Annotated in this window: 19 protein-coding genes and 2 pseudogenes; 5 read left to right on the top strand and 16 right to left on the bottom strand. The window is 70.0% G+C overall.

Annotated features, from left to right (window positions below; translation table 11 throughout):
- Positions 1-150: 150 nt before the first annotated feature.
- From araA to ACO0M4_RS16900, 5 genes are all read right to left on the bottom strand, one after another.
- Positions 151-1,656 (bottom strand): L-arabinose isomerase, encoded by a 1,506-nt coding sequence (gene araA, locus ACO0M4_RS16920; protein WP_430371092.1) that lies wholly within the window; start codon positions 1,654-1,656, stop codon positions 151-153.
- 12 nt (positions 1,657-1,668) lie between these two features.
- A complete protein-coding gene (locus ACO0M4_RS16915; protein ID WP_430371090.1) occupies positions 1,669-2,373 on the bottom strand; it encodes an L-ribulose-5-phosphate 4-epimerase in 705 nt (234 codons plus the stop codon).
- An 87-nt stretch (positions 2,374-2,460) separates the two neighbouring features.
- Positions 2,461-4,113, bottom strand: coding sequence for a ribulokinase (gene araB / locus ACO0M4_RS16910; protein WP_430371089.1), 1,653 nt, complete (start codon positions 4,111-4,113; stop codon positions 2,461-2,463).
- A 69-nt stretch (positions 4,114-4,182) separates the two neighbouring features.
- Complete coding sequence (locus ACO0M4_RS16905) at positions 4,183-5,238, bottom strand: LacI family DNA-binding transcriptional regulator (protein ID WP_430371088.1); 1,056 nt, start codon at positions 5,236-5,238, stop codon at positions 4,183-4,185.
- A gap of 551 nt (positions 5,239-5,789) precedes the next feature.
- A complete protein-coding gene (locus ACO0M4_RS16900; RefSeq protein WP_430371086.1) occupies positions 5,790-6,794 on the bottom strand; it encodes a glycoside hydrolase family 16 protein in 1,005 nt (334 codons plus the stop codon).
- Positions 6,795-7,262: 468 nt separating this feature from the next.
- On the opposite strand from ACO0M4_RS16900, the gene ACO0M4_RS16895 reads away from it, so the two are divergent.
- Complete coding sequence (locus tag ACO0M4_RS16895) at positions 7,263-8,216, top strand: alpha/beta fold hydrolase (protein WP_430371420.1); 954 nt, start codon at positions 7,263-7,265, stop codon at positions 8,214-8,216.
- 293 nt (positions 8,217-8,509) lie between these two features.
- On the opposite strand, the gene ACO0M4_RS16890 is transcribed toward ACO0M4_RS16895, so the two are convergent.
- From ACO0M4_RS16890 to ACO0M4_RS16865, 6 genes and pseudogenes are all read right to left on the bottom strand, one after another.
- Positions 8,510-8,710, bottom strand: a complete 201-nt coding sequence (locus ACO0M4_RS16890) for a ferredoxin (RefSeq protein WP_430371085.1) — start codon at positions 8,708-8,710, stop codon at positions 8,510-8,512.
- 42 nt (positions 8,711-8,752) lie between these two features.
- Entirely contained in the window at positions 8,753-9,412 is a 660-nt protein-coding gene (locus ACO0M4_RS16885; protein ID WP_430371083.1) for a TetR/AcrR family transcriptional regulator, read from the bottom strand.
- Between the two features lie 2 nt (positions 9,413-9,414).
- Positions 9,415-10,434, bottom strand: a complete 1,020-nt coding sequence (locus ACO0M4_RS16880; RefSeq protein ID WP_430371082.1) for a cytochrome P450 — start codon at positions 10,432-10,434, stop codon at positions 9,415-9,417.
- A 37-nt stretch (positions 10,435-10,471) separates the two neighbouring features.
- On the bottom strand, positions 10,472-12,325 hold the full coding sequence (locus ACO0M4_RS16875; RefSeq protein WP_430371080.1) for a glycoside hydrolase family 35 protein: 1,854 nt from the start codon (positions 12,323-12,325) through the stop codon (positions 10,472-10,474).
- 248 nt (positions 12,326-12,573) lie between these two features.
- Positions 12,574-12,702 (bottom strand): annotated as a pseudogene (locus ACO0M4_RS16870) (IS256 family transposase); the annotation flags it as partial.
- 24 nt (positions 12,703-12,726) lie between these two features.
- Positions 12,727-13,167, bottom strand: coding sequence for a MarR family winged helix-turn-helix transcriptional regulator (locus tag ACO0M4_RS16865; protein WP_430371079.1), 441 nt, complete (start codon positions 13,165-13,167; stop codon positions 12,727-12,729).
- A 138-nt stretch (positions 13,168-13,305) separates the two neighbouring features.
- Here ACO0M4_RS16865 and ACO0M4_RS16860 point away from each other — a divergent pair, with 138 nt between their 5' ends.
- The 4 genes from ACO0M4_RS16860 (at position 13,306) to ACO0M4_RS16845 (ending at position 18,768) form a co-directional block, all read left to right on the top strand.
- Complete coding sequence (locus tag ACO0M4_RS16860) at positions 13,306-15,378, top strand: MFS transporter (RefSeq protein ID WP_430371078.1); 2,073 nt, start codon at positions 13,306-13,308, stop codon at positions 15,376-15,378.
- A gap of 126 nt (positions 15,379-15,504) precedes the next feature.
- Positions 15,505-16,632, top strand: coding sequence for an NADH:flavin oxidoreductase (locus ACO0M4_RS16855; protein ID WP_430371077.1), 1,128 nt, complete (start codon positions 15,505-15,507; stop codon positions 16,630-16,632).
- A 143-nt stretch (positions 16,633-16,775) separates the two neighbouring features.
- Complete coding sequence (locus ACO0M4_RS16850) at positions 16,776-17,309, top strand: SLATT domain-containing protein (RefSeq protein ID WP_430371419.1); 534 nt, start codon at positions 16,776-16,778, stop codon at positions 17,307-17,309.
- A 229-nt stretch (positions 17,310-17,538) separates the two neighbouring features.
- The gene (locus ACO0M4_RS16845) at positions 17,539-18,768 is read left to right on the top strand and encodes an ROK family protein (protein WP_430371076.1); all 1,230 of its coding nucleotides are present in this window, start codon (positions 17,539-17,541) and stop codon (positions 18,766-18,768) included.
- Positions 18,769-18,808: 40 nt separating this feature from the next.
- Here ACO0M4_RS16845 and xylA read toward each other — a convergent pair whose 3' ends face one another.
- The 5 genes and pseudogenes from xylA to ACO0M4_RS16820 form a co-directional block, all read right to left on the bottom strand.
- Entirely contained in the window at positions 18,809-19,978 is a 1,170-nt protein-coding gene (gene xylA / locus ACO0M4_RS16840; RefSeq protein WP_430371074.1) for a xylose isomerase, read from the bottom strand.
- Positions 19,979-20,190: 212 nt separating this feature from the next.
- The gene (locus tag ACO0M4_RS16835; protein WP_430371072.1) at positions 20,191-20,673 is read right to left on the bottom strand and encodes a cupin domain-containing protein; all 483 of its coding nucleotides are present in this window, start codon (positions 20,671-20,673) and stop codon (positions 20,191-20,193) included.
- 20 nt (positions 20,674-20,693) lie between these two features.
- On the bottom strand, positions 20,694-22,412 hold the full coding sequence (gene ilvB / locus ACO0M4_RS16830) for a biosynthetic-type acetolactate synthase large subunit (protein WP_430371070.1): 1,719 nt from the start codon (positions 22,410-22,412) through the stop codon (positions 20,694-20,696).
- Positions 22,413-22,973: 561 nt separating this feature from the next.
- Entirely contained in the window at positions 22,974-23,438 is a 465-nt protein-coding gene (locus tag ACO0M4_RS16825; RefSeq protein WP_430371068.1) for an ATP-binding protein, read from the bottom strand.
- Positions 23,439-23,689: 251 nt separating this feature from the next.
- Positions 23,690-24,010: pseudogene (locus ACO0M4_RS16820) on the bottom strand (ABC transporter permease subunit); the annotation flags it as partial.
- Between the last annotated feature and the right edge of the window lie 74 nt (positions 24,011-24,084).

Raw genomic sequence — 24,084 nt, 5'->3', positions numbered from 1 at the left:
CGACGGTGCGGCCGTCGGCGAGCGTACCGGCGGTGGAACGGGGCACGGTGGACATGACTGTCTCCGGGAGTCAGGGGCCGGCGTTCGTCGACTGACCGGCAGCGCCCACCGTCCGCCGGCAACCCGGCGGGACTACCGGAGGTGAGGGGGCTAACGGCCGCCCGCGAACCGGTAGTACACCTGGTTCCACCGGATCTCCTTGGCGAACTCACGCATCGTCGTCCCCTCGTCGATGAGCAGCAGCTCGGTGCCGAGCATGTCGGCGAGGTCCGCGACTTCCTCGGGGCCCACGGCGGTGGACAGGACGGTGTGGTGCGGGCCGCCCGCCGTCAGCCACGCCTCGGTTGAGGTGCGCAGGTCCGGCGCCGGTCGCCATACCGCGCGGGCGACCGGGAGCTTCGACAGGGGCTCGGCCGGCGGGACGACCTCGACCCGGTTGGCGACGAGCCGGAAGCGGTCGCCCATGTCGGCCAGGCCGACGACGACGGCTGGTCCGGGTCGGGCGTCGAACACGAGACGGACCGGGTCCTCGCGGCCGCCGATGTCCAGGGGATGGATCTCGCAGGAGGGCCGACCGTCGGCGATGCTGGGGCAGACCTCCAGCATGTGGGCGCCGAGGATCATTTCGTCGCCGGGCGCGAGGTGGTACGTGTAGTCCTCCATGAAGGAAGTACCGCCGGGCAACCCGGCGGCCATGGCCTTCACGGTGTGCAGCAGTGCGGCCGTCTTCCAGTCACCCTCGCCGCCGAACCCGTACCCGTCCGCCATCAGCCGCTGCACCGCCAGGCCGGGCAGCTGCCGCAGCCCGCCGAGGTCCTCGAAGTTGGTGGTGAACGCGCCGAAGCCGCCGTCAGCGAGGAAGGACCGCAGACCGGCCTCGATCCGGGCGGCGTACCGCAGCGACGCGTGCCGCTCGCCACCGGGTGCGAGCTCGGGCGCCATGCGATACAACTCACCGTATTCCTCGACCAGTTGACTAACCATCACGTCATCCGCCGCATCTACCACCGCGACGAGGTCGTTGACGCCGTGCGTATTGACGGAAACCCCGAACCGCAGCTGCGCCTCGACCTTGTCCCCCTCGGTGACGGCGACGTCACGCATGTTGTCCCCGAACCGGGCCAGCCGCAGCGCACGCAGCGCGTGGCGCCCCAGCGCCGCGCGCATCCAGGCATGGATGCGGGACACCACGGCCGGAGCGGAGACATGGCCGGCCACCGTCTTGCGGGCGACACCGAGCCGGGACTGGATGTACCCGAACTCCCGGTCGCCGTGGGCGGCCTGGTTGAGGTTCATGAAGTCCATGTCGATGCTGGACCAGGGCAGTTCCACATTGGCCTGGGTGTGCAAGTGCAGCAGCGGCTTGCGCAACGCGTCCAGCCCGGCGATCCACATCTTGGCCGGAGAGAAAGTGTGCATCCAGGCGATCACGCCCACGCAGTCGGGCGCCGAGTCGGCCTCCCGGAGCGCTGCGACGATCGCCGTCGCGTCGGTGAGCACCGGTTTCCACGCGATGCGCACCGGTGATCCGGGCGGCTGGGCAAGCTGCTCCACCATCCGGCGGGACTGCTCGGCCACCTGACGCAGCGTCACCTCCCCGTACAGCCCTTGGCTGCCGGTCAGGAACCACACCTCACGCTCGTCGGTCGTTGCCATGATCCGGGCTCCTCACTCGGCGGACGATGCGGGCTGGCCGTACACGTTCTGGTGGCGGTCGTGGAGGCGGTCGATATGGGACCGGTCGATGGTCAGGGGTTCCCCGAGCTGCCGGGATATGTGCACGGTGCGAGCCACGTCCTCACACATGACGGCGGCCTTGACCGCGGCGCGCGCGTCCTTGCCGAGGGCGAAGACGCCGTGGTTGCGCATCAGCACGGCTGCGGAGCGATGCCCCCTCAGCGTCTCCACGACGCCTCGCCCGATGGAGTCGTCACCGATCAGTGCGAACGGCCCGACGGGGATCTCGGCGCCGAACTCGTCGGCCATCGCGGTCAGCACGCACGGCACCGCCTCGCCCCGCGCCGCCCAGGCACTGGCGTACGTGGAGTGGGTGTGCACCACGCCTCCCACCTCGGGCAGGTGACGGTAGACGTAGGCGTGCGCGGCGGTGTCGGAGGACGGCGCCAACCCTCCCTCGACCACAGTGCCGTCGAGGTCGCAGACAATCATGCTGTCGGGCGTCAGCCGGTCGTAGTCGACACCGCTGGGCTTGATCACGAAGAGGTCGGCGCCAGGCACGCGCGCCGAGACGTTGCCGGCGGTCCAGACCACGAGCCCGTACCGGACCAGCTCCTGATGTAGGTCACTGACCTGGCGGCGCAATGACGCGAGACGGTGGTCCGGTTCGTCGGGCGACGGGAGAACGCCATTCATACGGAGACCTCGGCTTTCTGCGGATGAGCATTCACCTGGTGAATGTGAGCGCTAACAATCTGGCGCGAGCTTCTGCGGGCGGGTTCGTCAGTCGGTGCGGCGCAGGGCACGCAGGCGGTGCATCACCTCGTTGCCGCCGCGGCCGAAGTGGTCGTGCAGCACGCGGTACTCGGCGTACAGCCGCTCGTAGCCAGCTGCGCGCGCCGGATCCGGCAGGTAGGCACGGCGCTCCAGCCGGCCCATTGTGGCGGACGCGGCATGGATGTCGGGATACGCGCCGGCGGCAACCGCGGCGTGCACGGCGGCCCCGAGGGCGGGCCCTTGTTCGGAGGAGAGCACGTTGACGGGCCGGTTCAGCACGTCGCTGTAGGTCTGCATCAGGAACCGATTGCGCAGCAGCCCGCCCGCGGCGGTGAACTCCCGCACCGGCACCCCGGACCGTTCGAACGCCTCCACGATGGTGCGCGTCCCGTACGCGGTCGCCTCGATCAGGGCGCGGTAGATGTCCTCGGGGCGGGTGTCCAGCGTCAGGCCGATCAGCAGTCCGGACAGGGCGTGGTCGACCAGCACCGAGCGGTTGCCGCTGTGCCAGTCCAGCGCCAACAGGCCGTGGCCGCCCACGGGTTGGCCGGCCGCCTTCCGGGTCAGCAGTTCGTGCAGCGAGATCCCGCGCCGGCGGGCCTCCTCGGCGTACCCGTGCGGTGCGGCGGTGCGCACCGCCCAGGCGAGGAGGTCGCCCACCCCGCTCTGCCCCGCCTCGTATCCATACAGGCCCGGCACCACGCCGTCGCGGACCACGCCGCACATGCCGGGCACTTCGGCGAGCACGTCGGAGTTCATGATGTGGCAGGTCGACGTGCCCATGATGGCCAGCATGTGTCCGGGCTCCAGGGCCTGCGCGGCCGCACTGGTGACATGGGCGTCCACGTTGCCGACCGCCACCACAGTGCCCTCGTGCAGACCGGTCAGCTCGGCGGCCGCGGCACTGAGTGTGCCTGCGGGCGCCCCGAGAGCCGACAGGGGATGGTCGAGCTTGGCGACGAAGTCACCGAAATCCGCGTGGAGTTGAGTCAGGAAGTCGGCGTCCGGATAGGAACCGTCCTGGTGCATCCCCTTGTACCCGGCCGTGCAGAGGTTGCGGTTCTCCGAGCCGGTGAGCTGCCAGACGATCCAGTCAGCGGCCTCGATCCAGCGGTCCGCGGCCGCGTACACCTCCGGATCCTCGTGCAGGACCTGTAGCGCCTTGGCGAACTGCCACTCGCTGGAGATCCGCCCGCCGTACCGGCCCAGCCAGCGCTGCCCGGTCACCTCGGCGCGCCGCACGATCAGGTCGGCCTCGGGCTGGGCGGCGTGGTGGCGCCACAGCTTGGGGTACGCGTGCGGGCGGCGGGCGAAGTGCGGCAGCTCGCACAACGGGGTGCCGTCGGCGGTTGCCGGCAGGACGGTACAGGAGGTGAAGTCGGTTGCCACGCCGATGACTTGGTCGGGTCGGACGCCGGCGGCCTGGAGCGCCCGGGGCACCGCGAACCGCAGGACATCACGCCAGTCGCGGGGCAGCTGTAGTGCCCAGTCAGGCGGCAGCTCGGGGCCGTCCGGCAGGGCGCGGTCGACCACGCCATGGGCGTACTCGTGTACCGCACCGCCCAGTTCCGTACCGTCCTCGACGGCGACGACGAGGGCGCGGCCGGACAGCGTGCCGAAGTCAACTCCGACGGTGACGGCGAGCGAATCGGTCGTCATGCTTGTCTCCAGACATGCGGGAGGTCCCAGCCGGCGCCGGAACCCCTACTGAGTGTGGGGCTGCACTCCTCAGGACGCGGTACTGGCGCGCACGATCAGCCGCGGTTCGATCGATACTCGCTGGTCGGGGCGGGTGACGCCGGACTCCAACTGGTCGATCAGAAGACGGATGCTGGCCTGGCCGACCGCGGCGAAGTCCTGGCGGACGGTGGTCAGCGGTGGGGTGAAGAACTCGGCCTCCGGAATGTCGTCGAACCCGGCGACGGCCACCTGTCCCGGCACCGAGAGCCCGGCCTCCCGGAACGCGCGCAGCACGCCGAGCGCCATCTGGTCGTTGGCCACGAAAACCGCCGTGACGGACGGTGCGCCGCCGCGGGCCCCGACGCCGCTCACCCGCCCGGCCAGCTCCTGCCCGGCCCGGTACCCCGACAGCGGCGTCCAGTCACCCACCACCGGCGGCGGCACCTCGGCCCCCGCCTCCTGGAGCACGGCCCGCCAGCCGTCCACACGGGCCTCGGCCTCCAACCAGTCCAGCGGCCCCGCCACGTGCCACACGGTGCGGTGCCCGGCGGCAAGCAGGTGCCCCGTGGCCAGGCGTGCGCCCAGGTCCTGGTCCACCGAAACGCCGGGGATCGGCAGTGCGTGCCCGCCCTCCACCGTCACGACCGGGAACGGCAGCTTCAGTTCCGACAGCGCCGCCACCGCCTCCCGATGCGGCACCATCACGACGATCCCCTCGACCCCCCAGTCACTGAGGTGGTCGATCGCCTCCTTCAGGGCCGTCGCCGAATACCGGCGCAGTGTCACGGCGGACACCATGTACCCCTCGGCCCGCGCCGCCTCCTCCAGACCGAACAACGTGCTGGTCGGCCCGAACAGCGTGGGGTTGGACGCCACCACCCCGAGCGTCCGGGTCCGCCGGGTCACCAACGCCCGGGCCGACGAGTTCCGCCGGTACCCCAGCTCCTCGATCGCCCGCAGCACCTCGCCCCGCGTCGACTCCCGCACGTTGGGGTGATCACCGAGCACCCGCGACACGGTCTGATGCGACACCCCGGCCCGCTGTGCGACGTCCGCCATCGTGGGGGCCCGACGGCGCCCGGAGCTCTCCGCGGTCTGCGACATGACCCTCCGATCAGTGACGAGAGCGATTGTTAACGCTCACAGTAGGGGGCGTCAAGAGGTCTCGAAGGGGATGGAGCGCTCGGTGGCCACCAGTCGCGCGCAGCGGGCAGAGCCCGGGGACGGGCAGGAAGGGAGCCTGAGTTCCGGATCCCGGCCGGCCGGTGGGGCCGACCCGAAGAGATCGTCGGCGCCGCCATCTACCTGGCCGGCGAGCGTCACTGAACACCACCGGCAGCTGTCTGACGGTCGACGGCGGCCAGACCGCCTACACGGCCGACTCAGGGATGGTCGACGTGCTCGAACTCGGCCGCATCACCAACACCTGACAACCGCCGCAGCGCCGGCTTCGACGCTTTCCGGCCTTGAGCCATCGGCGCACTTATCGGTGGCCCGCCGCCCGGGCCGCCACCGCAACACCAACGGCCCCCGCTGCGCCGGCAGCCTGCTGCCGGACGCGGTGTGGAGGCGGCCGGACATCGGGGCAGTTGGACGGTGGCGATACCGCTCACGGCAAGCGGCACAGCCCAGTCCAAGCGAGGCGCGGCCGGTGATCACGAGGTAGCTGCTTGCCTGGCGTGCCCAGCGGTGGGGGCGGCGGGTCCGGTGTGGGCGGCGGTGGGCTGCTGCACGGAGACCGCAACGTGGTCGACGAGCATCGAGGCGCCGGGCTTGGTGGCGTCGGTGGGGGTGGGTGAGCCCGCCACGCCGTCCGGGAACGCCCCGCCCATCGCGAGGTTGAGCAGCAGGAAGTGGCCGTGGTGGGTGGCCTTCGCCCAGGTGTCGGCGTCCATCTCGGAGGCGATGACGGTGTGGAACTGCTGCCCGTCGACGTACCAGTGCAGCGCCTCGGCGGCCGGGTTGGTGCGGTCGAGCTCCAGCGCATAGGTGTGGAATCCGGCCTGACAGGCACTGCCCGGGCAGTCTCGGGAACTGCTCTTGCCCTGGGTCTCGTTGCACGGCCCGCCGGGGTTGACGCCGCAGTGCAGGGTGCCCCAGACCTTGTTGAGGCCGTTGGCGTTCTCCATGATGTCGAACTCGCCGATGCCCGGCCAGTTTTGGTAGTTGCCGCGGTAGTCGGCGCCCAACGTCCAAAACGCCGGCCAGTAACCGAGCGCGGCGCCGCCGGAGACATCGGGCACCCGGATGCCCGCCTCGATCCGGAGCTTGCCCCCGGCCGGGGCCGCGAAGTCGGTGCGCCGGGTCTCGATGCGGCCCGAGGTCCAGGCGGCACCGTCCCGTTGCGCGGTGATCTTGAGGTGACCCGCACCATCGAGCTGAAGGTTCTCCGGGCGGTCGGTGTACGTCTGATGCTCACCGGTGCCCCAGTTGGGCGGGCCTCCCGGGTAGCCGGTACCGGTGTCGATGATCCAATCGTCGGTGGAGGGAGTCGATCCGGCGGCGCCGTCGAAGTCCGTACGCCAGACTTCCTCGAAGGCAGGGGCATGTCTCGCAGGAGCAGCCGCTGCCCCCACGGAGGCCGCGGGGAAGGCGAGGGCGCACGTGGTGAGAATCGCGGCGCTCGCGACCCAGAGCACCGCACCTCTTCTCATGCTCATGACGTTCTCTCCTCGGCGCAGTGGGGGGTGATGAGGAGTTCGATGGAGCGGCATCCGGCATGAGAGTGCTCTCATCCCGAGTCCGGTGAACCCTGCCGACTCGACGACGGAACGTCAAGTGACCACGGGAGAACGGGAATTGCATACCCCCTCGTGCGCCACTTGACCCCGCGATTTCGGCTCGTGGCACCTGGAGATCTGAGGGGTGCGCAGGGGGCGGACCCGCGGCCGGTGGACGCTCCGACGCGCCCACGCCGAGATCGCCACCGCCCTCATCCCGGCACGGCCAACGCGCCAACCACGCGTCAAGGCGTACGTCGGCGCACCCAACGGCAACCGGACGCACGGCAGGCGAAGCCGTTCGGGCACGACAGCGCAGAGCTGTTCAGGCACGACAGCGCGGGCCAGGGCGCGTCAGCAATTGCATGTACGGCACAGGAGTATGCTCGCCCCGTGGTTGAGCATCGCATGATCGACGTGAACGGTATCCGGCTGCACATCGCGGAGGCGGGTGAGGGGCCACTAGTCGTGCTGCTGCACGGCTTCCCCGAGTCCTGGCACTCCTGGCGCCACCAGTTCGCCCCGCTGGCCGCCGCCGGGTTCCATGTGGTCGCCCCCGACCAGCGCGGATACGGCCGCAGTGACCACCCGGAGGACGTGGAGGCGTACAGCATCCTCCACCTCGTCGGGGACGTGATCGGGCTGATCCATGCCTTGGGCGAGAAGGAGGCGTTCGTCGTCGGGCACGACTGGGGCGCACCGGTGGCCTGGCACACCGCGTTGTTGCGGCCCGATGTGGTGCGCGGGGTAGCGGGGCTGAGTGTGCCGCCGCCCTTCCGCGGCGAGCGCCCGCCGCTCGCGGCCATGCAGGAACGGTTCGGCGGACGGTTCTACTGGAACTACTTCAACCGGCCTGGGGTCGCCGACGCCGAGTTCGCCAAGGACACCCGTACCGCCCTGCGCAAGCTGTTCTACTCCGCCTCCGGTGACGCCCCCGGCGCCGGCCGCCCCGACCAGGCCCTGGTGGCCGACCCGGCGCGCGGCTGGCTCGCGGACATGACCGACCCCGAGGTACTCCCGGACTGGCTCACCGAGCAGGACCTGGACGAACTCACCGAGAGCTACACCAAGGGCTTCACCGGCGCCTTGAACTGGTACCGCAACCTGGACCGCAACTGGGAGCTGACCGCCGCCTGGCGCGGCGCGGTCGTCAGTCCGCCCGCACTGTATGTGTACGGTGACCGTGACCTGGTCCCGGCGTTCCCCGGTACACCCGAACTCATCCCGAAACTCCCGCAGTTGATGCCCAACCTGCGCCGGGAGCCGATCGCGCTGCGGGGCTGCGGCCACTGGACCCAGCAGGAGCGGCCCGAGGAAGTGAACACCGCACTGATCGAGTTCCTGACGGAGCTGCGGGGCTGAGGCCAGTCCACCAGCGCGACTGTGGAGTCGGCGACGCCGCACAGGGCCGACCCGAGGATGAGCGGGACGCAGCCGACCAACAGCATCCGGCATTGCCGTACAGGTCGCCGAGTCGCCCGGACACCGGGTACGGACCCCGGTGACCGGGCTGCGGCGGGGCGCGGCCGGGGCCGTGGTCCCGGCCCGCCCGCGTACGGTCAGCGTGCGCTGCTAGCCCGTGCGGCGCAGGGCTTCGACCGTGCCGAGCCCGGCGGCCGAGGCGCCGACCACCAGGACGCCGGCCGGCGACGTGCTCATGCGGACTCGTCCAGCACGATCGCGGCGGCGGGGCAGACGCTCGCCGACTCGCGCACCGCGGCGTGCTGTTCCACGGGCGGTTCGGCGTCGAGCAGGATGACGATGCCGTCCTCCTCGCGCTGGTCGAACACCTCCGGCGCGATCAGCACGCACTGACCGGCACCACAGCAATGGTCCTCAGCGACGGTGATCTTCATCGCGGCGTCTCCTTCGCAGACCAGGCCCTGTGGGCCGGAGCTTCACGGACGGTCGGGCCGTGGGGTGACGGGCGCGAGCAGCAGGCCAACGATCGCGTCGGTCAGTGCGAGGGCCGTGTCCTCCCACGCGGGCTGGAGCGGGGTGGTCCCCGCGGCCAGGGCGCGTTCGCGCTCGGCATAGGTGTGCATGATCAGATGGCGCATCATCGCGGCGCGCTCGGCACGTGCGTGTGCGGGTAGTTCGGGGAGGCAGCGGCCCAGTCCGTCCAGGGTCTGCCGTAGCGGCGCTCTGGTGAGGGCCTCGTCCTCGATGATCACCCGCAGCACCGGATCGCTCATCACCTGGACGGCGAAGCGGGCGTACCACGAGGGACTGCCGAGTGTGGCCAGATGCTCGGATGTCGGGCGGACCAGGCAGCTCACCCAGCCCCGTACGTCGTTGCTCTCTCCGATCTCGCCGAGCATGCGCTGCCGGATCCGTTCGGTTGCCTCGGCGTGCTTGCGGATGATCGCGCGGACCAGGTCGTTCCTGGTGCCGAAGTGGTAACCCACTGCGGTGTTGTTGCCCTGCCCCGCGGCCTCGCTGATCTGACGGCTCGACACCTCCGCCAGTCCGTGTTCGGCGAAGAGCCGCACCGCCGCAGCCATGATCACCTCACGGGTCTGGGCTGCCCGCTCCGTACGCGCTGACTTGACGGCCATGCTCACCACCTCACGGGGAGTTCGCGCAACGGGGTGGTGATGAGTCCCTCGACGCGATGCAGGTCCGCGGGGTCGACGGCGAGGTCGAGGGTGGGCAGGCGGCGCAGCAGCACGCCCAGCACGGTCTGTAGCTCGGTGCGGGCCAGCGGCTGGCCCAGGCAGGAGTGCGGCCCGGCGCCGAAGGCGAGGTGCGCGTTGGGGGTGCGGGCCGGGTCCATCTCGTCGGCGCCCTCGAAGGCGCCTGCGTCCCGGTTGGCCGCGGCCATGCTGCACACCACGGTGGTGCCACCGGTCAGCACCTCACCGCTGGGCAGTTCGGTGTCCTGATGGACGTAGCGGAGCATGCCGAAGCCGGTGTACGGCTCGAACCGGAGCACCTCCTCCACGGCCGGGCGGATCAGTGAGCGGTCCTCCAGAAGTCGCTGCCAGTGCCGCCGGTCGGCGAGCAGCACGGCCGTCATCGTGGTGAGGAATCCGGCGGTGGTTTCATGGCCGGCCAGCAGCAGCGCCTGCCCGGTGGCGGCCAGGGCGGCATCCGACATCGGCTGCCCCTCGGTATCCGTCGCGACGATCAGCTGGCTGATCAGATCGTCCTGGGGGTCCGTCCGCTTGTCGGCGATCAGGGTGGACATGTACGCGCCGAAGTTCCGGTGGGCCGCTGCCATTTCGGCCGCGGTGTACTTCGACAGGTTGAGGAAGGCATCCGACCAGTGCTTGAAATCGTCCCGGTCACTCTCCGGGACGCCGAGCATGTCGCAGATCACGAACACGGGCAGCGGGAAGGCCAGATGGGCCACCAGGTCCGCTGGGTGCCCGTGCGCCAGCATGTCGTCGATGAGTCGCTCGGCCGTCGCCTCGATCTTCGGCACCAGCGCCTGCATCCGCCTGGCCGTGAACCACTTGCCGATCATCCGCCGCCAGCGCGCATGTCCCTCGGCGTTGAGCGCCTGCGCCATCGGGCACTTCCGCCGCAGCTCCGGCCACTCCCCCGGCCACGGCGCGTCGAAGCTCTGGCGTTCCACCGGAGTGCCCCAGGGCCGCTTACCAGAACTACGTCAGCTAGCCGACATCGGGCGCAGACCGTACTTCGATCCGGTCTCCGGTCCGCTCCATCTCCAGCACGACGAGCTCGTTCGGCCCCCTGCGCCACAGATGGCTCGGCGCGTACAGGGTGACCTGTGGCCCGAGGGACCAGTACCGACCGAGCGCGAACCCGTTGAGCCAGACCATGCCCTTGTCCCAGCTCGGAAAGGCGAGGAAGCCGTCCGCGGGGGTGTCGACCTGGACCCGGGCCCGGTGGAACGCGGGGCCGGTCGGGGTGTCTCCGCTGCCGAACTTCAGAGCCGAGAGGTCGTCCAGGGGCAGTCGGCGGATCTCCCAGTCGCGCAGTTCTTCGTCGTCGAGGAGTACCTTGCCGCTGATTCCCTTCGGGTCGTTGAGGCCCTGGCCGAAGTTGACCCGCCCGGTGGGGTCCACCAGGAAGTCGAGGGTGCTGGACGCGCCGGCCACGGTGAAGTCGACCGAGTGGCCCGGCTGGTTGCGGTCGAAGGTGCCGATCCGTTTGCCGTCGCCGAACACCAGCGCACGGTCGCCCAGCCCCGTGATCCTCAGGCCCTTGGTCTCCTGCGGCCCACGCACCCGAGTGCGGTAGTGGATCAGTCCGTGCGGCTGCCCGAGGGCCTCCATATGGACGGGGGTGGTACGTCGCACCGGAGCGCCGCTCAGTGCATCGAGGACGTCCATCAGCGGCACCGACTCGCGGACGACGACCCTCTGGGCCGGCATCCGGCGTGGTGTGGCGGGCGGGGGCGTGGCCGGCAGCGTGGTGTATTTGGCGAGCACCTCACGCACCTTGTGGAACTTCTCGGTGAGTTCGCCGGATTCACTGATCGGGGCGTCGTAGTCGTAGCTGGTGACGGTGGGCTGATAGGCGCTACCGCTGAGATTGGCGCCCGCGGACCAGCCGAAGTTCGTTCCGCCCACCGCCATGTAGAAGTTGACCGACGCTCCCGCTTCGAGGATCTTCTCCACGTCGGCGGCGGTCCGCGCCGGGTCGGTGGTGTGGTGGCGCTCGCCCCAGTGGTCGAACCAGCCGTCCCAGAACTCCGTGCAGAACAGGGGCTTGTCCGGCTGGAATTCACGCAGCTCGGCGAAGGGACCGGTGGGGTCCCCGGCGAAGTTCACGGTGGACAGGAGATCGGGGAGACTGCCGTCCTCCAGCGCTTGCCGAGTGGCACCGTTGGAGCAGAACAGCAGGCTGTCCACGCCCTGCGCCCGCATGGTGTCCCGCAGATGTTCCAGGTACGCGTGGTCGTCGCCGTAGCTGCCGTACTCGTTCTCGACCTGCATGGCGATGACGGGCCCGCCGCGCGTGGCCTGGAGATCGACGAAGTGGGGCAGCAGTTCGGCGAACCAGGCGTCGACCGCGCGCTCGTAGGCGGGGTCGGAACGGCGCAGCGGTGCGTCCTTGTCCTTCAGGAGCCAGGCGGGCAGGCCACCGAAGTCCCATTCCGCGCAGATGTACGGCCCCGGTCGCACGATCACCTTCAGTCCGACCTCGTGCGCGGTCCGCACGAAGGCGGCGACGTCGCGCCATCCGGTGAAGTCGGCTTTCCTCTCGTACGGTTGGTGGAAGTTCCAGGCGACGTAGGTCTCCACCGTGTTCAGGCCCATGGCCCGCATGCGCGTCAGCCGGTCGCGCCAGTCCTTGGGGTGCGTCCTGAAGTAGTGGAAGGCCCCCGAGAGGATGCGGAACGGCTTGCCGTCCAGCAGGAATTCGTTTCCACGGATGGTGAGCCCCCTCGGGCTCACGGCCTGGGCGAAGGCCGTACGGCAGCTGCCCAGAGGGACGCCCACAGAAGCGGCCCCCGCCATGGCCGCGCCCAGGAATCTACGTCGGCTGAACTGCGTCATGTCTGCTCTCCTCGACTCGACCGGTCGCGCCCCAAGACTCGGACATGTTCAATGGTGAGCGTTTCTGTTGCAGTCAGAGTGTTGTGTAGAACAGCAACGAACACAAGGGCTCGTAGCCGCACGCGGTGAACCAGCGAAGGACGAGTCACACGCGAACTGCCGGGCGGGAGCGATGCTTTCAGGGCTCCGGGAAAAACCTGACTCCGGCTGGCAGCCGGAGCATGGTGCACCGCCAGGCTGGCGATGGACACCGCGATGACGAAGTCGCCGGACGACAGGCCGTGCAGGCAGAGCCAAGGCAGCAGCGCCTCCGAGGTCTTCGGGGGCTTGCGGCACTACGGCGGCAAGATCTTCGAGTGGAACCGCTTGCACTCGCCGGCGCCAGGCACGAGGCGCAGGCGTCAGGCGCCCTTCTCCCTCGTCGGCTGCAAGCGTTCCAGTAGGGCGTAGAGCGTCGCGCCCTCCACGTCGCTCAGGGCGTCGAGGGTGCCGTGCGTCCCCTGCATCTCCTCGCGCACGCGGCGGATGATCTCGCGGCCCGCGTCGGTCGCGACGACGTGCTTCACCCGACGGTCCGTAGGGTCGGCCGCGCGGCGGACCAGGTCGCGGGCCTCCAGGCGGTCCACGATCCCCGTGACGTTCGACGCGTCGCACACCAGCAGGGCAGCCAGGCCACGCATCGGCAGCGGGCCGTCGAGCCGGGCGAGGACCTTCGCCTGCATGGCGGTGAGGCCGTGGTGGGCGGCGGTGGCCGCGAAATCGCGCCATTGGGCGGCACCGATGGCGGCGAGCAGTTCCAGCAGCTGCAGCTTGGTCGGTGCCTGTGGGGCGGCGGTGCTCATGGCAGGAGCGTACCCAAGGTGCTTCATGTCATCAATTGTTTACTTGACCTTCTTAACTATTGGGGTCTACCGTCTACGGAAATACTTGATGCCATGAAACATCTATGGCCTGAAGCACCGAAAAGGTCCCCGTCAGTCATGAGCCACGCCGCATCCGCCCCCGCCGCAGGGCGGCGGAACGAGACGCTCATCATCTTCGCCCTGAGCCTTGCCGCGATGGTCGTGTCGATGATGCAGACCTTGCCCGTCCCGATCCTGGGCCTGATCCGGAATGACCTTGGCACCTCGACCGCCAATGTCAGCTGGGTGACCACCGCCACCCTGCTGTCCGCCGCCGTCTTCACCCCGCTGCTCGGCCGCTTCGGCGATCAGCACGGCAAGAAGCCCACCCTGGTGGCCGTGCTCGTCGTCATGGTCGCGGGCTCCGTCATCGCCGCGGTCGCGAGCACGCTGCCGCTGCTGATCCTGGGCCGGGTGCTCCAGGGGGCCGCCACCGCGATCTTCCCGCTGGCCCTTTCCGTCCTGCGTGAAGAGGTTCGGCCGCAGAAGCTGCCCGGCGCCATGGCCCTGGTCAGCGGCACTCTGGCGTTCGGCAGCGGGCTGGCGCTCGTCGCCACGGGCCTGCTCACCTCCGGCGCCGACGCCGATTACCGCAACGCCTTCTGGATGGCCACCGGCTTCGCGGTCCTCGCCCTGCTCGCCGTCGTCTTCCTCGTCCCGGCGACCCGGCACAAGACCGGCGGACGCACCGACTTCCTCGGCGCCCTCACCCTCGGCATCGCCCTGCTGCTGCTCCTGCTGCCGATCTCCCAGGGCCACGAGTGGGGCTGGGCCTCCGGCCGTACGCTGGGCACCTTCGCCGGCGCGGCGGTCATGACCGCGGTCTGGGTCCTGACCGAGCTCAAGGTCCGCGAGCCCCTCGTCGACATGGGGATGTTCATCCACCGCCCGGTCCTCATGGCCAACCTCGCCGGCGTCTTCGTCGGCTTCGGCATGTTCGCCAACTTCCTCGGTGTCTCCTACCTCGTGCAGATGCCCAAGGCGCTCGCCGGTTTCGGCTTCGACGCGTCCATCCTGCGGGCATCCGTCCAGTTCCTGCTGCCGGGCGCGATCATCTCCCTGCTCGCCTCGCCCATCGGCGGACAGCTCGTCCGCCACCGCGGCCCCCGGTACGTGCTCGGTGTGGCCGCGGTGTTCGGCGCCGTCGGCTTCGGCTGGCTGGCCCTCGACCACGGCCACACCGCCTCGGTGATCGGAGCCGGCCTCCTGACCGGCGCGGCCGTCAGCTTCGGCTACGCCGCCATGCCCGCCGTCATCATGGCGAGCGTCCCGCACCACCAGAGCGGCATCGCCAACGGCATCAACTCGATCTCCCGCTCCACCGGCAGTGCGATCGGCAGCGCCATCGTCACCACGATCCTGGCGTCCAAGACCATCGAGCACCTGCCGGCGGGCGTTCCGCCGCTGCCCGCCGAACCCGGGTTCACCCTCACCTTCGCCATCGGGGCCGTCGCCTTCGCGCTGGTCGCGGTGATCAGCTGGCTCGGCCTGCGCGGACAGCACGGCCCCCGAGCCGTCGAGGCGAGCAAGGCAAGCGCGGACGCCTCGTCAACTCCCGTAGTGGAGAAGGTCATTGCCGATCCGACTCCGGCGCCTGCCGGCCAGGCCGATGCCGTCCAGGCCGGGTCCGGGTTCCACGGGCTGGTGCGGGACGCCGACGGCGAGGTGTTGGGCGGTGTCGCCCTCACCCTCATCTCGCCGGACGGGCGGCAGGTGGGCCGCACGCTCTCCCAGCCCGACGGCCGGTACGCGCTGGACGCCCCGGCCAGTGGCCCGTATGTCCTGATCGCCGCCGCCGACGGCCACGAGCCGCGAGCCACACCGGTCATGGCGGCGGCCATACCGGTCGCGTACGGTGTCCGACTCCCCCGCGCCGCGGGAGCGGACGGTGCGCAGGTGCGGGGCACCGTACGCGCCGGGGAGGGTGGCCGTCCGCTGCCCGATGCCCGACTGACGCTGGTCGACGCCGCCGGGAACGTGGTGCGCACCACCCTCACGGACGCCGACGGCGGGTACGCCTTCACCGACCTGACCGCGGGCGAGTACTCGCTCATCGCCAGCGGCTACCCACCCGTGGCGTCACCGCTGGCCGTCGAGAGCCACGGTACGGACGGCTTCGACATGGAACTGGCATACCCGGCGGCGCAGTAGACGGCGGTGTCCGGGAGCACAAGGCAGCTCGCCGGACAGAGGACACGCCGTGACCGCCGGGGCAGTCGCCCTCCGCCCCTTCAATGCCCGATACCCACACCTACTGATACGTACAAGGAGCACTCCATGACCGTCACTCCGTCCTCCGCCTCGCGCGCGGCCGAGATCCTCTCCCGGCCGGTCGCGCTGAACGGCCTGACCGTCCCGAACCGCATCGCGATGGCACCGATGACCCGCATGTTCTCCCCAGATGGCATCCCCGGAGAAGACGTGCAGTCCTACTACGCCCGCCGCGCCGCCGCGGGCGTCGGCCTGATCATCACCGAAGGCACCTACGTCAACCACGAATCCGCCGGGTCCAGCGACCGCATACCGCGCTTCCACGGCGAAGAGCAGCTGGCGGGATGGGCGAAGGTCGCCCAGGCCGTGCACGCGGCGGGCGGCACCATCGTGCCGCAGCTGTGGCACATCGGCATGGTGCGCAAGCAGGGCGAGCCGCCCTACGCCGACGCCCCCGCCATCGGCCCCTCCGGCCTCCGCGTCGACGGCACCGCAGGCACCGGCAAGGCCATGACCCGGCGCGACCTCGACGACGTCATCAGCGCCTTCGCCGAAGCCGCCGCGGCCGCCGAACGCATCGGCTTCGACGGCATCGAACTCCACGGCGCCCACGGCTACCTCCTCGACCAGTTCCTGTGGGCCGGCACCAACCACCGCACCGACACCTACGGCGGCAACCCCGTGGCCCGCACGGCCTTCGCCGCCGAAATCGTCGCCGCAATCCGCGAAACCGTCTCCCCCCACTTCCCGGTCATCTTCCGCTACTCGCAGTGGAAGCAGGACGTCTACGACGCACGGCTGGCCGAAAGCCCGACAGAACTCGAAGCGATCCTCGCCCCGCTCGCCGCGGCCGGCGTCGACGCCTTCCACGCCTCCACCCGCCGCTACTGGCACCCCGAGTTCGAAGGCTCCGACCTGAACCTGGCAGGCTGGACCAAGAAACTCACCGACAAGCCCACCATCACCGTCGGCTCCGTCGGCCTCGACGGCGACTTCCTGCGCGGCTTCCAAGGCGAAGGAGCCCCCATCAAGGGCATCGACAACCTCCTCGACCGCCTGGAACGCAACGAGTTCGACCTGGTCGCCGTCGGCCGCGCCCTACTCCAAGACCCGCAGTGGGCAGCAAAGATCCTGACAAACCGATCCGAGGAACTGAAGCCGTACGACGCCACGGCGCTCAAGACACTCAGCTAGGCAGCCGACTCCGCATCAGGCAAGGTTCGCCCTCCGCCTTGCCAGCCAAGGCAATTGGGGGCTTGACGTACGATGACATGCCCCACGATGAGACGGCGACCTGCGGTGCGCCCTTGACAGTCGTTTCACCGTCGGGCGGGACGGTGGGTGCGCACTGGGCGCGGCTGTCGAGTCGGGGGCATGTGGTGGAAGATGGCGGTTCTCCGGACCACGTTGAGATACTGGAGCGTTGGGCCTGGGGCTTACAGATGCTCCATGTGGCGCACAACATCGCCTCGGAGCGATTCAACCACTGGAACCGCCTCACCGGGATCACCACAGCCATGCTGTCCGCGGTCGTCGGAACAACGCTCTTCGCCTCGCTCTCGGCCTCCAGCCTGAACGGAGTTCGTGTGGTGGCCGGCGCCTCCAGCCTGCTGACGGCCGCGCTCAGTGCCGGGCAACTCGTCTGGAACTATCCCGAACTCGCCTCGCGCCACCGAGCAGCCGCCGTGCGCTACGCGACCCTCCGTCGACAGGTCGAACTGCGGCTGGCGAACCGGGACCGGGTGACCGAGGCAGACGTCGACGTCACGTCGTCGGAGTGGGAAGAGGCCGAGCAGTCGGCTCCACAGCTGCCGATCGGCGTCCGCCGCCGCGCCAGGAAAGAGATCTCCAGCCTCCCGCCACGTGCCTGAACACCGCGACGTCATGCTGTTGCGGTGGCAGAACGCGTGCACGCCCGTGAGATCGACGACGAAGAGGGGCAGCGGCCGCTGCGGACGTCCGTCGGGGCACGGGGTCGGTGGTGGCCTGGCGGCGTGCGCTGGTGGTGCCGCTGTCCGCGCAGGGCATGAGCGTGGCGAACCCGGTAGGGACCACGCGGATCTCCGTGCCGTACACGTATCGCATAGGCTCGCCGGCGTGATGAACAGCGCCTTCACACCGCTCGTGAGCAAGGCCGGCCGGGACGGTATGCGGCGGCACAATCTGAGTCTGGTGCTGGGGGCGATCCGCAACGAGGGCGCAGCGACCCGGGCCGCGGTCGCGGCACGCGTCGGGCTCACCAAGGCCGCGGTCTCCTCGCTCGTCGAGCAGTTGCTGGCGGCCGGGTTTCTCTCCGAGTCCGGCAAGACGTCCAGCGGCCAGGCCGGGCGGCCGGGCACCATGCTCACGATGGCGCGCACCGGCGTTGCCGGGGCCGGTGTGGAGATCAACGTCGACTATGTGTCGGTTTGTGTGGTGGATCTGGCGGGGACGGACCGGGTGCGGCTGACCGAGCACCGGGACAACCAAGGCGCCCCACCCGCCGAGGTGTTGGAGCGTGCCGCCCGGATCACGACGCGGGCGCTGGCCTCGGCGGGCGAGCAGGAGTTGCGCCCGGTGGGAGTACGGCTGGCGCTGCCCGGTCTGGTCTCCGCCGGAAGGGTGCGGCAGGCGCCAAACCTGGGCTGGCGACAGGTCGCGGCGGAAGGGTTGTTCAAGAAGACGCTGGCGGCGCTGGCGCCGGACCGGTCCGCGCTCCGGGTGAGTTCCGAGAACGAGGCGAATCTGGCGGCATTGGCCGAGCTGTGGTTCGGCGGCATGGACGACCTGTCCAGCTTCCTCTACCTCTCGGGCGAGATCGGTGTCGGCGGCGCCCTGGTCATCGGCGGTGAACTCCTACGTGGCGCGCACGGTTTCGCCGGTGAGATCGGGCATGTGGTCGTCGATGCGGCGGGCCCTGCCTGCCGGTGCGGCTCACGGGGCTGCCTGGAGCGGTACGCGGGGCAGTCGGCGCTGCTGCGGGCGGCCGGGATCAACGAGGACGCGGGAGCCCCGGGCATCGCCGAGTTGGCACGGCGGGCCGCCGACGGTGACGAGCGGGCACTGGCCACGCTGCGCGAGGCCGGCACGGCACTGGGCCGGGCGCTGTCGGGGGCGGTGAACCTCCTCGACCCGGACGCGGTGGTGCTCGGCGGCGTCTACCGAGACCTGGTTCCGTGGCTGGGGCCGGCGGCGGAGGGTGAGTTGGCACGCCTGGTGGTGTCCGGGCTCTGGTCCGCCGGGAGCGGCCGGCTGCGCGCATCGTCGCTGGCGGGCGACGCGGCGCGCGGAGCCGCCGCGGGGGTCGTCCGGGACGTGGTTGCCGACCCCGTCGCGTACGCCGCGTGCTGACGGGGGCGACTCGCTCGCCCCGGCGACCGGGATCCCAAGGTCAGCACGCGCCCAGCAGGTGCTCCATGGCCAGCTGGTCCAACTGCTCGAAGGCCATGCCGCGTTCGCCGGCGGCGGTGGCATTGAACTCCTCGTAGGCGTTCCGGTCGGCGAGCAGCGCGGCGAGTCCGTCCTCCGCGGTGGGCCGGGCGAGGTCGTCCAGACGGGCGGCGCGCAGCGCCTCCCGCACCAGCGGATCGGCGCGGAAGGCGGCGGCGCGCTCCTTGAGGATCAGATAGGTGCGCATACAGCCTGCGGCGGAGGCCCACACCCCGTCGAAGTCCTCGGTGCGCGGAGGTTTGAAGTCGAAGTGGCGGGGTCCCTGGTAACCGGCGCTCTCCAGGAGGTCGACGAGCCAGAAGGCGGCGCGCAGGTCACCTGCACCGAACCGGAGGTCCTGGTCGTACTTGATACCGGACTGGCCGTTGAGGTCGATGTGGAAGAGCTTGTCCGCCCACAGGGCCTGGGCTACGCCGTGCGGGAAGTTGAGCCCGGCCATCTGCTCGTGCCCGACCTCCGGATTGACGCCGTACAGCTCCGGGCGGTCCAGCCGCTCGATGAAGGCGAGGGCGTGGCCGACGGTGGGCAGCAGGATGTCACCCCGCGGCTCATTGGGCTTGGGCTCGATCGCGAAGCGGATGTCGTAGCCCTGCTCCAGGACGTACTGGCCCAGCAGATCGAACGCCTCCTTCATGCGGTCGAGCGCGGTGCGTACGTCCTTGGCGGCGCCGGACTCGGCGCCCTCGCGGCCGCCCCAGGCGACGTAGATCGCGGCGCCCAGTTCGGCAGCCAGGTCGATGTTGCGGAGCGTCTTGCGCAGTGCGTAGCGCCGCACGTCGCGGTCATTGGCGGTAAAGGCGCCGTCCTTGAAGACCGGGTGGGTGAAGAGGTTGGTGGTGGCCATCGGGACGGTGAGGCCGGTGGCCTCCAGCGCCTGCCGGAACCGCTTGACGTGTGCTTCGCGCGCCGTGTCGCTCGCGCCGAAGGGGATCAGATCGTCGTCGTGGAAAGTGACGCCGTACGCCCCCAGTTCCGCAAGCCGCTGAAGGGACTCAACCGGGTCGAGGGCGGCGCGGGTGGCGTCCCCGAACGGGTCCCTGCCCTGCCAACCGACCGTCCACAGGCCGAAGCTGAACTTGTCGCCGGGGGTGGGCGTGAATCGTTCCGTCATGTCCGGCCGCCTTGCTCCATCGGGTCCGGCAGGCGCCGGACCTATTTGTTGTCTGACTTGACTAATCATGCCCGCAGGGGCTCCGCCGCAGAAGCCCTCGCATGCTCCGGCAGAGACAAAGCCCCGGTCCTGACTCAGGAAGCCGTCACCGCATGACGGGCCCGCGGGCATCAGCAGGCCGACGCGGTCCCCCGGGCGGACACCCGCCGCAGTCAGCCCGCCGGCCGTTCCGGCACTGGCACTGGCACTGGCACTGGCACTGGCACTGGCACCGAGAGTGGGCTGCCTGGCGGGAGGAGGAACAGGCACCACAGGACGACGGGGATGCTGCCGGGGTTGTCGCCGGTGTGGACGTTGCAGGGGCCGGGTGGTTCGACGAAGCTCGTGCCGGCTGGGTGGAGGGTGGCGCGTCCGTCGGGCAGTTGGCGGCGCAGGGTTCCTTGTTGCACGGTGGTCAGCAGCGAACCGTGGTGATAGTGCCAGCCGGTCGATGCGCCGGCGGGCAGGGTGATCCGTTGGAATTCCAGTGAGGCGATCTCGCCGTCCTCCCAGGGGAGTTGGCCGGCCAGCGGGCCGAACGCCATGGTCGTGGCCTGTGGTGTGGGGCGGTGCCGCGGCAACGGCGGCTGCGCCTGCGGGGACTGCCGTATGCCGACGGGATCCGTCGTGGTCTTGTCGGGGGACTGCGGTTGCATCGTGAACCTCCAGGCGGCGTTCAGTCCGGGTCGAAGGTGGGCCGTAGGTCGCGGGCGACGAGGACGTCGTCGTTGGGTACGCCTGGGGGGACCATCGGCCACACCATCTCGTCCGGTGAGACCACGAAGTCGATGACGACCGGGCATCCGGTGACGGCGCGTGCCGCGGCGAGGATGGTGTCGACGTCCTCGGCTCGCTCGCAGCGCAGCCCCATGCAGCCGTTGGCCTCGGCGAGTCCGACGATGTCGGGGCGCCGGTGCGCGGTGCCGAGGTCGGTGTGCGCGTGGTCGCCGTCGTAGAACAGGGTCTGCCACTGGCGGACCATGCCCAGTACGCCGTTGTTGATCACGGCAACCTTGACGGGCAGCCCGGCCGCGGCGCAGGTGGCCAGTTCGCAGCAGGTCATCTGGAAGGAGCCGTCACCGTCTACGGCCCATATGTCCGCGTCGGGGCGGGCGGCCCGGGCGCCGAGAGCGGCCGGGATGGCGAACCCCATGGTTCCGGCCCCGCCGGAGGTGATGAACGACCGTGGCCCCGGGAGCCGAAGGTACTGGGCAGCCCACATCTGGTGCTGCCCCACCCCGGTGGTGTACACGGTGCCGGGGCCCGAGGCGACCGCAAGTCTTTCCATGACGAACTGGGCGGACAGTACGCCGGGTTGGGTCTCGTAGCCGCGGGGATATCGGCGCTTCCAGTCCTCGACGCGGCACAGCCAAGCGCCGGTGCGCGGCGCCCGTCTCTCGGCTGCCGCCCGTGCGCCCAGCAGGGGCAGCACGACGGCCAAGTCACCGACGAGGGCGTGGTCGGCGTGCCGCTTGCGGGAGATCTCCCGCGGATCGATGTCGAGGTGAACGACCACGGCCTCGGGAGCGAAGGTGTCCAGTTCTCCGGTGACCCGGTCGTCGAAGCGGGCTCCCAGGGCGACGATCAGGTCCGCGTGCTGCAACGCGGCCACCGCCGCGACCGTCCCGTGCATGCCGGGCATGCCCAGATAGAGGGGATGGCCGTCGGGGAACGTGCCACGGGCCATGAGTGTGGTGACCACCGGCGCCTGGACGGTTTCGGCGAGGTCGACCAGCGCACGGTGGGCCCCGGAGGCGACGATCCCGCCACCGGCGTAGAGCACGGGGCGGCGCGCATCGAGCAGGACGCGGACGAGAGTTGCTATTTCCTCGGGACCGGGCGGCAGGGGTGTGGGCATCGGCCGGGGGTCGCAGGGCAGGTGGGCGGCGGCCTTGGCTTGGAGGGCGTCTTTGGTGATGTCGACCAGGACGGGGCCGGGCCGGCCTTCGAGCGCGGTGTGGGTGGCATGATGCAGCGTCTTGGCGATGTCGGCCGCGTCGGTGACCTGGATGGCCTCCTTCGTCACGGGCGCGGCGATGGCGCAGATGTCGGTCTCCTGGAACGCGCTCGTGCCCAGCAGATGACGGGGCACCTGGCCGGTCAGTGCCAGCACGGGTACGGAGTCCATGAAGGCGTCCATCAGCGGGGTGACGAGATTCGTCGCTCCGGGACCGGAGGTGGCGACACACACCCCGAGGCGCCCGCCTGCCTGGGCATAGCCCCGTGCCGCGTGGCCGGCGCCCTGTTCGTGGCGGACGAGGATGTGCCGGACAGCGGGCTCCGTGTGCAGCTCCTGATAAAGCGGCAGGACCGCCCCGCCCGGAATGCCGAAAAGGGTGTCCACGCCCTCGGCCAGCAGGGTACGAAGCGCGATGCGCGCACCTGTGTACTCCATCGGGGCCGTAGCCCCGTCACCGAGGTCCTCGGACGCCGCTGGCGGAACCGAGGACGAAGCAGCGCGACGGCCGGCTGAATCGTGGGAGAGCAACGGAACTCCTAGCAGAACACGATCACGGTGCAGAGCAGGACGCAGACGAACGACACAGGAGGGAGAGGAGTAGGAAGAAGCGGTGGAAACCGCTTACGCACAGGGCAATTTCCCGCACGAGCCGACGGCATGCCTCGCGGGAAGTAGATGAGTGTTGAACATGCTGAAAGCAGCTGACCCGGTGTGACCAACGCCCCGTCAGAAGCCGATGGAGGCGGTGCGGCGGCGGCCCCAGCCACCACGTGCTCGCTCCGACCCTCACGCTCGGCACCAGCGCGGTTTCTTGAAGCGGTCCAGTCGGTCAGCGTGGCAGGCGATCAGCGCGTCGGCGTTGGCCTTCGCGCCGGCGTGCGGCTCGACGACCGACCTGGCGGCCTCGCCCCACTGCTCGTCGGGCCCGTCGACCCAGGAACCCGCCCGCCACCAGCGGGAGCGACGAACCGGCCGAGGCCCTGCGGTACCACGCGGTCAGCGCCCCGGCCGGGCGAGCGTCGCGCGGACCCACTTGCCACCGTCGGCGTCCAGGCCGCAGGTCCAGCACTCGGCGAGCGCCGCGATGATCGCCATCCCCCGTCCGCAGTCCTCGTCACGGCCGGCCGTCCGCTGGACCGGCAAGATCGCGGACCCGTCGCGCACCTCGATGTGCAGCACGTCGGGTTCCAGCGCCAGCCGGAGAGCGATCACGGAATCCGGTCCTTGCTCGTGCCCATATGGGGTGCGCGGTCGAGCTCCGTGGCGAATGGCGTTCGTGGCCAGCTCGCAGACGATCAGTACGGCCGCGTCGATGAATTCCTCGTCCTCGCCCCACAGCCTCAGCGATTCCGCGGTGAAGTTCCGCGCTTGCCGGGCGGAGGACAGGACCGCCGGCAACGTGAGTGAGGTGGACGTCGGTTCGACATCCCGGGGGATGACGAAGTTGGCCACAGTAGCCATTTCATTGACCCTTCAAGCAAGCCGGCGCACGGTTGGCGCAACAGCCACATATGCGGCTTTCACTCATTGCTCAGGTGAGCATTCATAGCTCAGATATCCAGTTAGCACCCATTAAAGATGTGCAAAGAGGGATGTCAATGGATTTGGCGAAGTGGTTTCCAAATATGAGCGGAAAACGCTCAGACGAGCAGTCGGCGCCGTCTTCGTAGCCGTGTGCAGCGAACCGGCGATATCTGGTGAGCGGCCGAACGTCATTTCACGGCACCGAGCGAGAGGCCCTGGACGAGCTTGTCCTGGGCGGCGAATCCGGCGAGGAGCACGGGAAGGGAGATGAGGGCCGCGGCGGCGCACAGTTTGGCTAGGAAGAGGCCCTGGCTGGTGACGAAGCCGGTCAGGAACACCGGGGCGGTGCCGGCGACGACTCCGGTCAGGACGCGGGCGAAGAGCAGTTCGTTCCAGCTGAAGATGAAGGAGATCAGTGCGGTCGCGGCGATTCCGGGCAGGACGATCGGCGCGACGATCCGGGTCAGGGTCGCGGCCAGCCCCGCACCGTCGATCGCGGCTGCTTCAACCCCGATCCACCGGCTTGATTCCGGAGTGATCGTTTCGGTGGGTTCGGGTCCTTGAGGTTGGTTGATCCGGTGGA

The organism is Streptomyces sp. RGM 3693, from assembly GCF_050471125.1.
Classification (GTDB): domain Bacteria; phylum Actinomycetota; class Actinomycetes; order Streptomycetales; family Streptomycetaceae; genus Streptomyces.
This window is presented reverse-complemented; position numbering and strand designations above follow the sequence as displayed.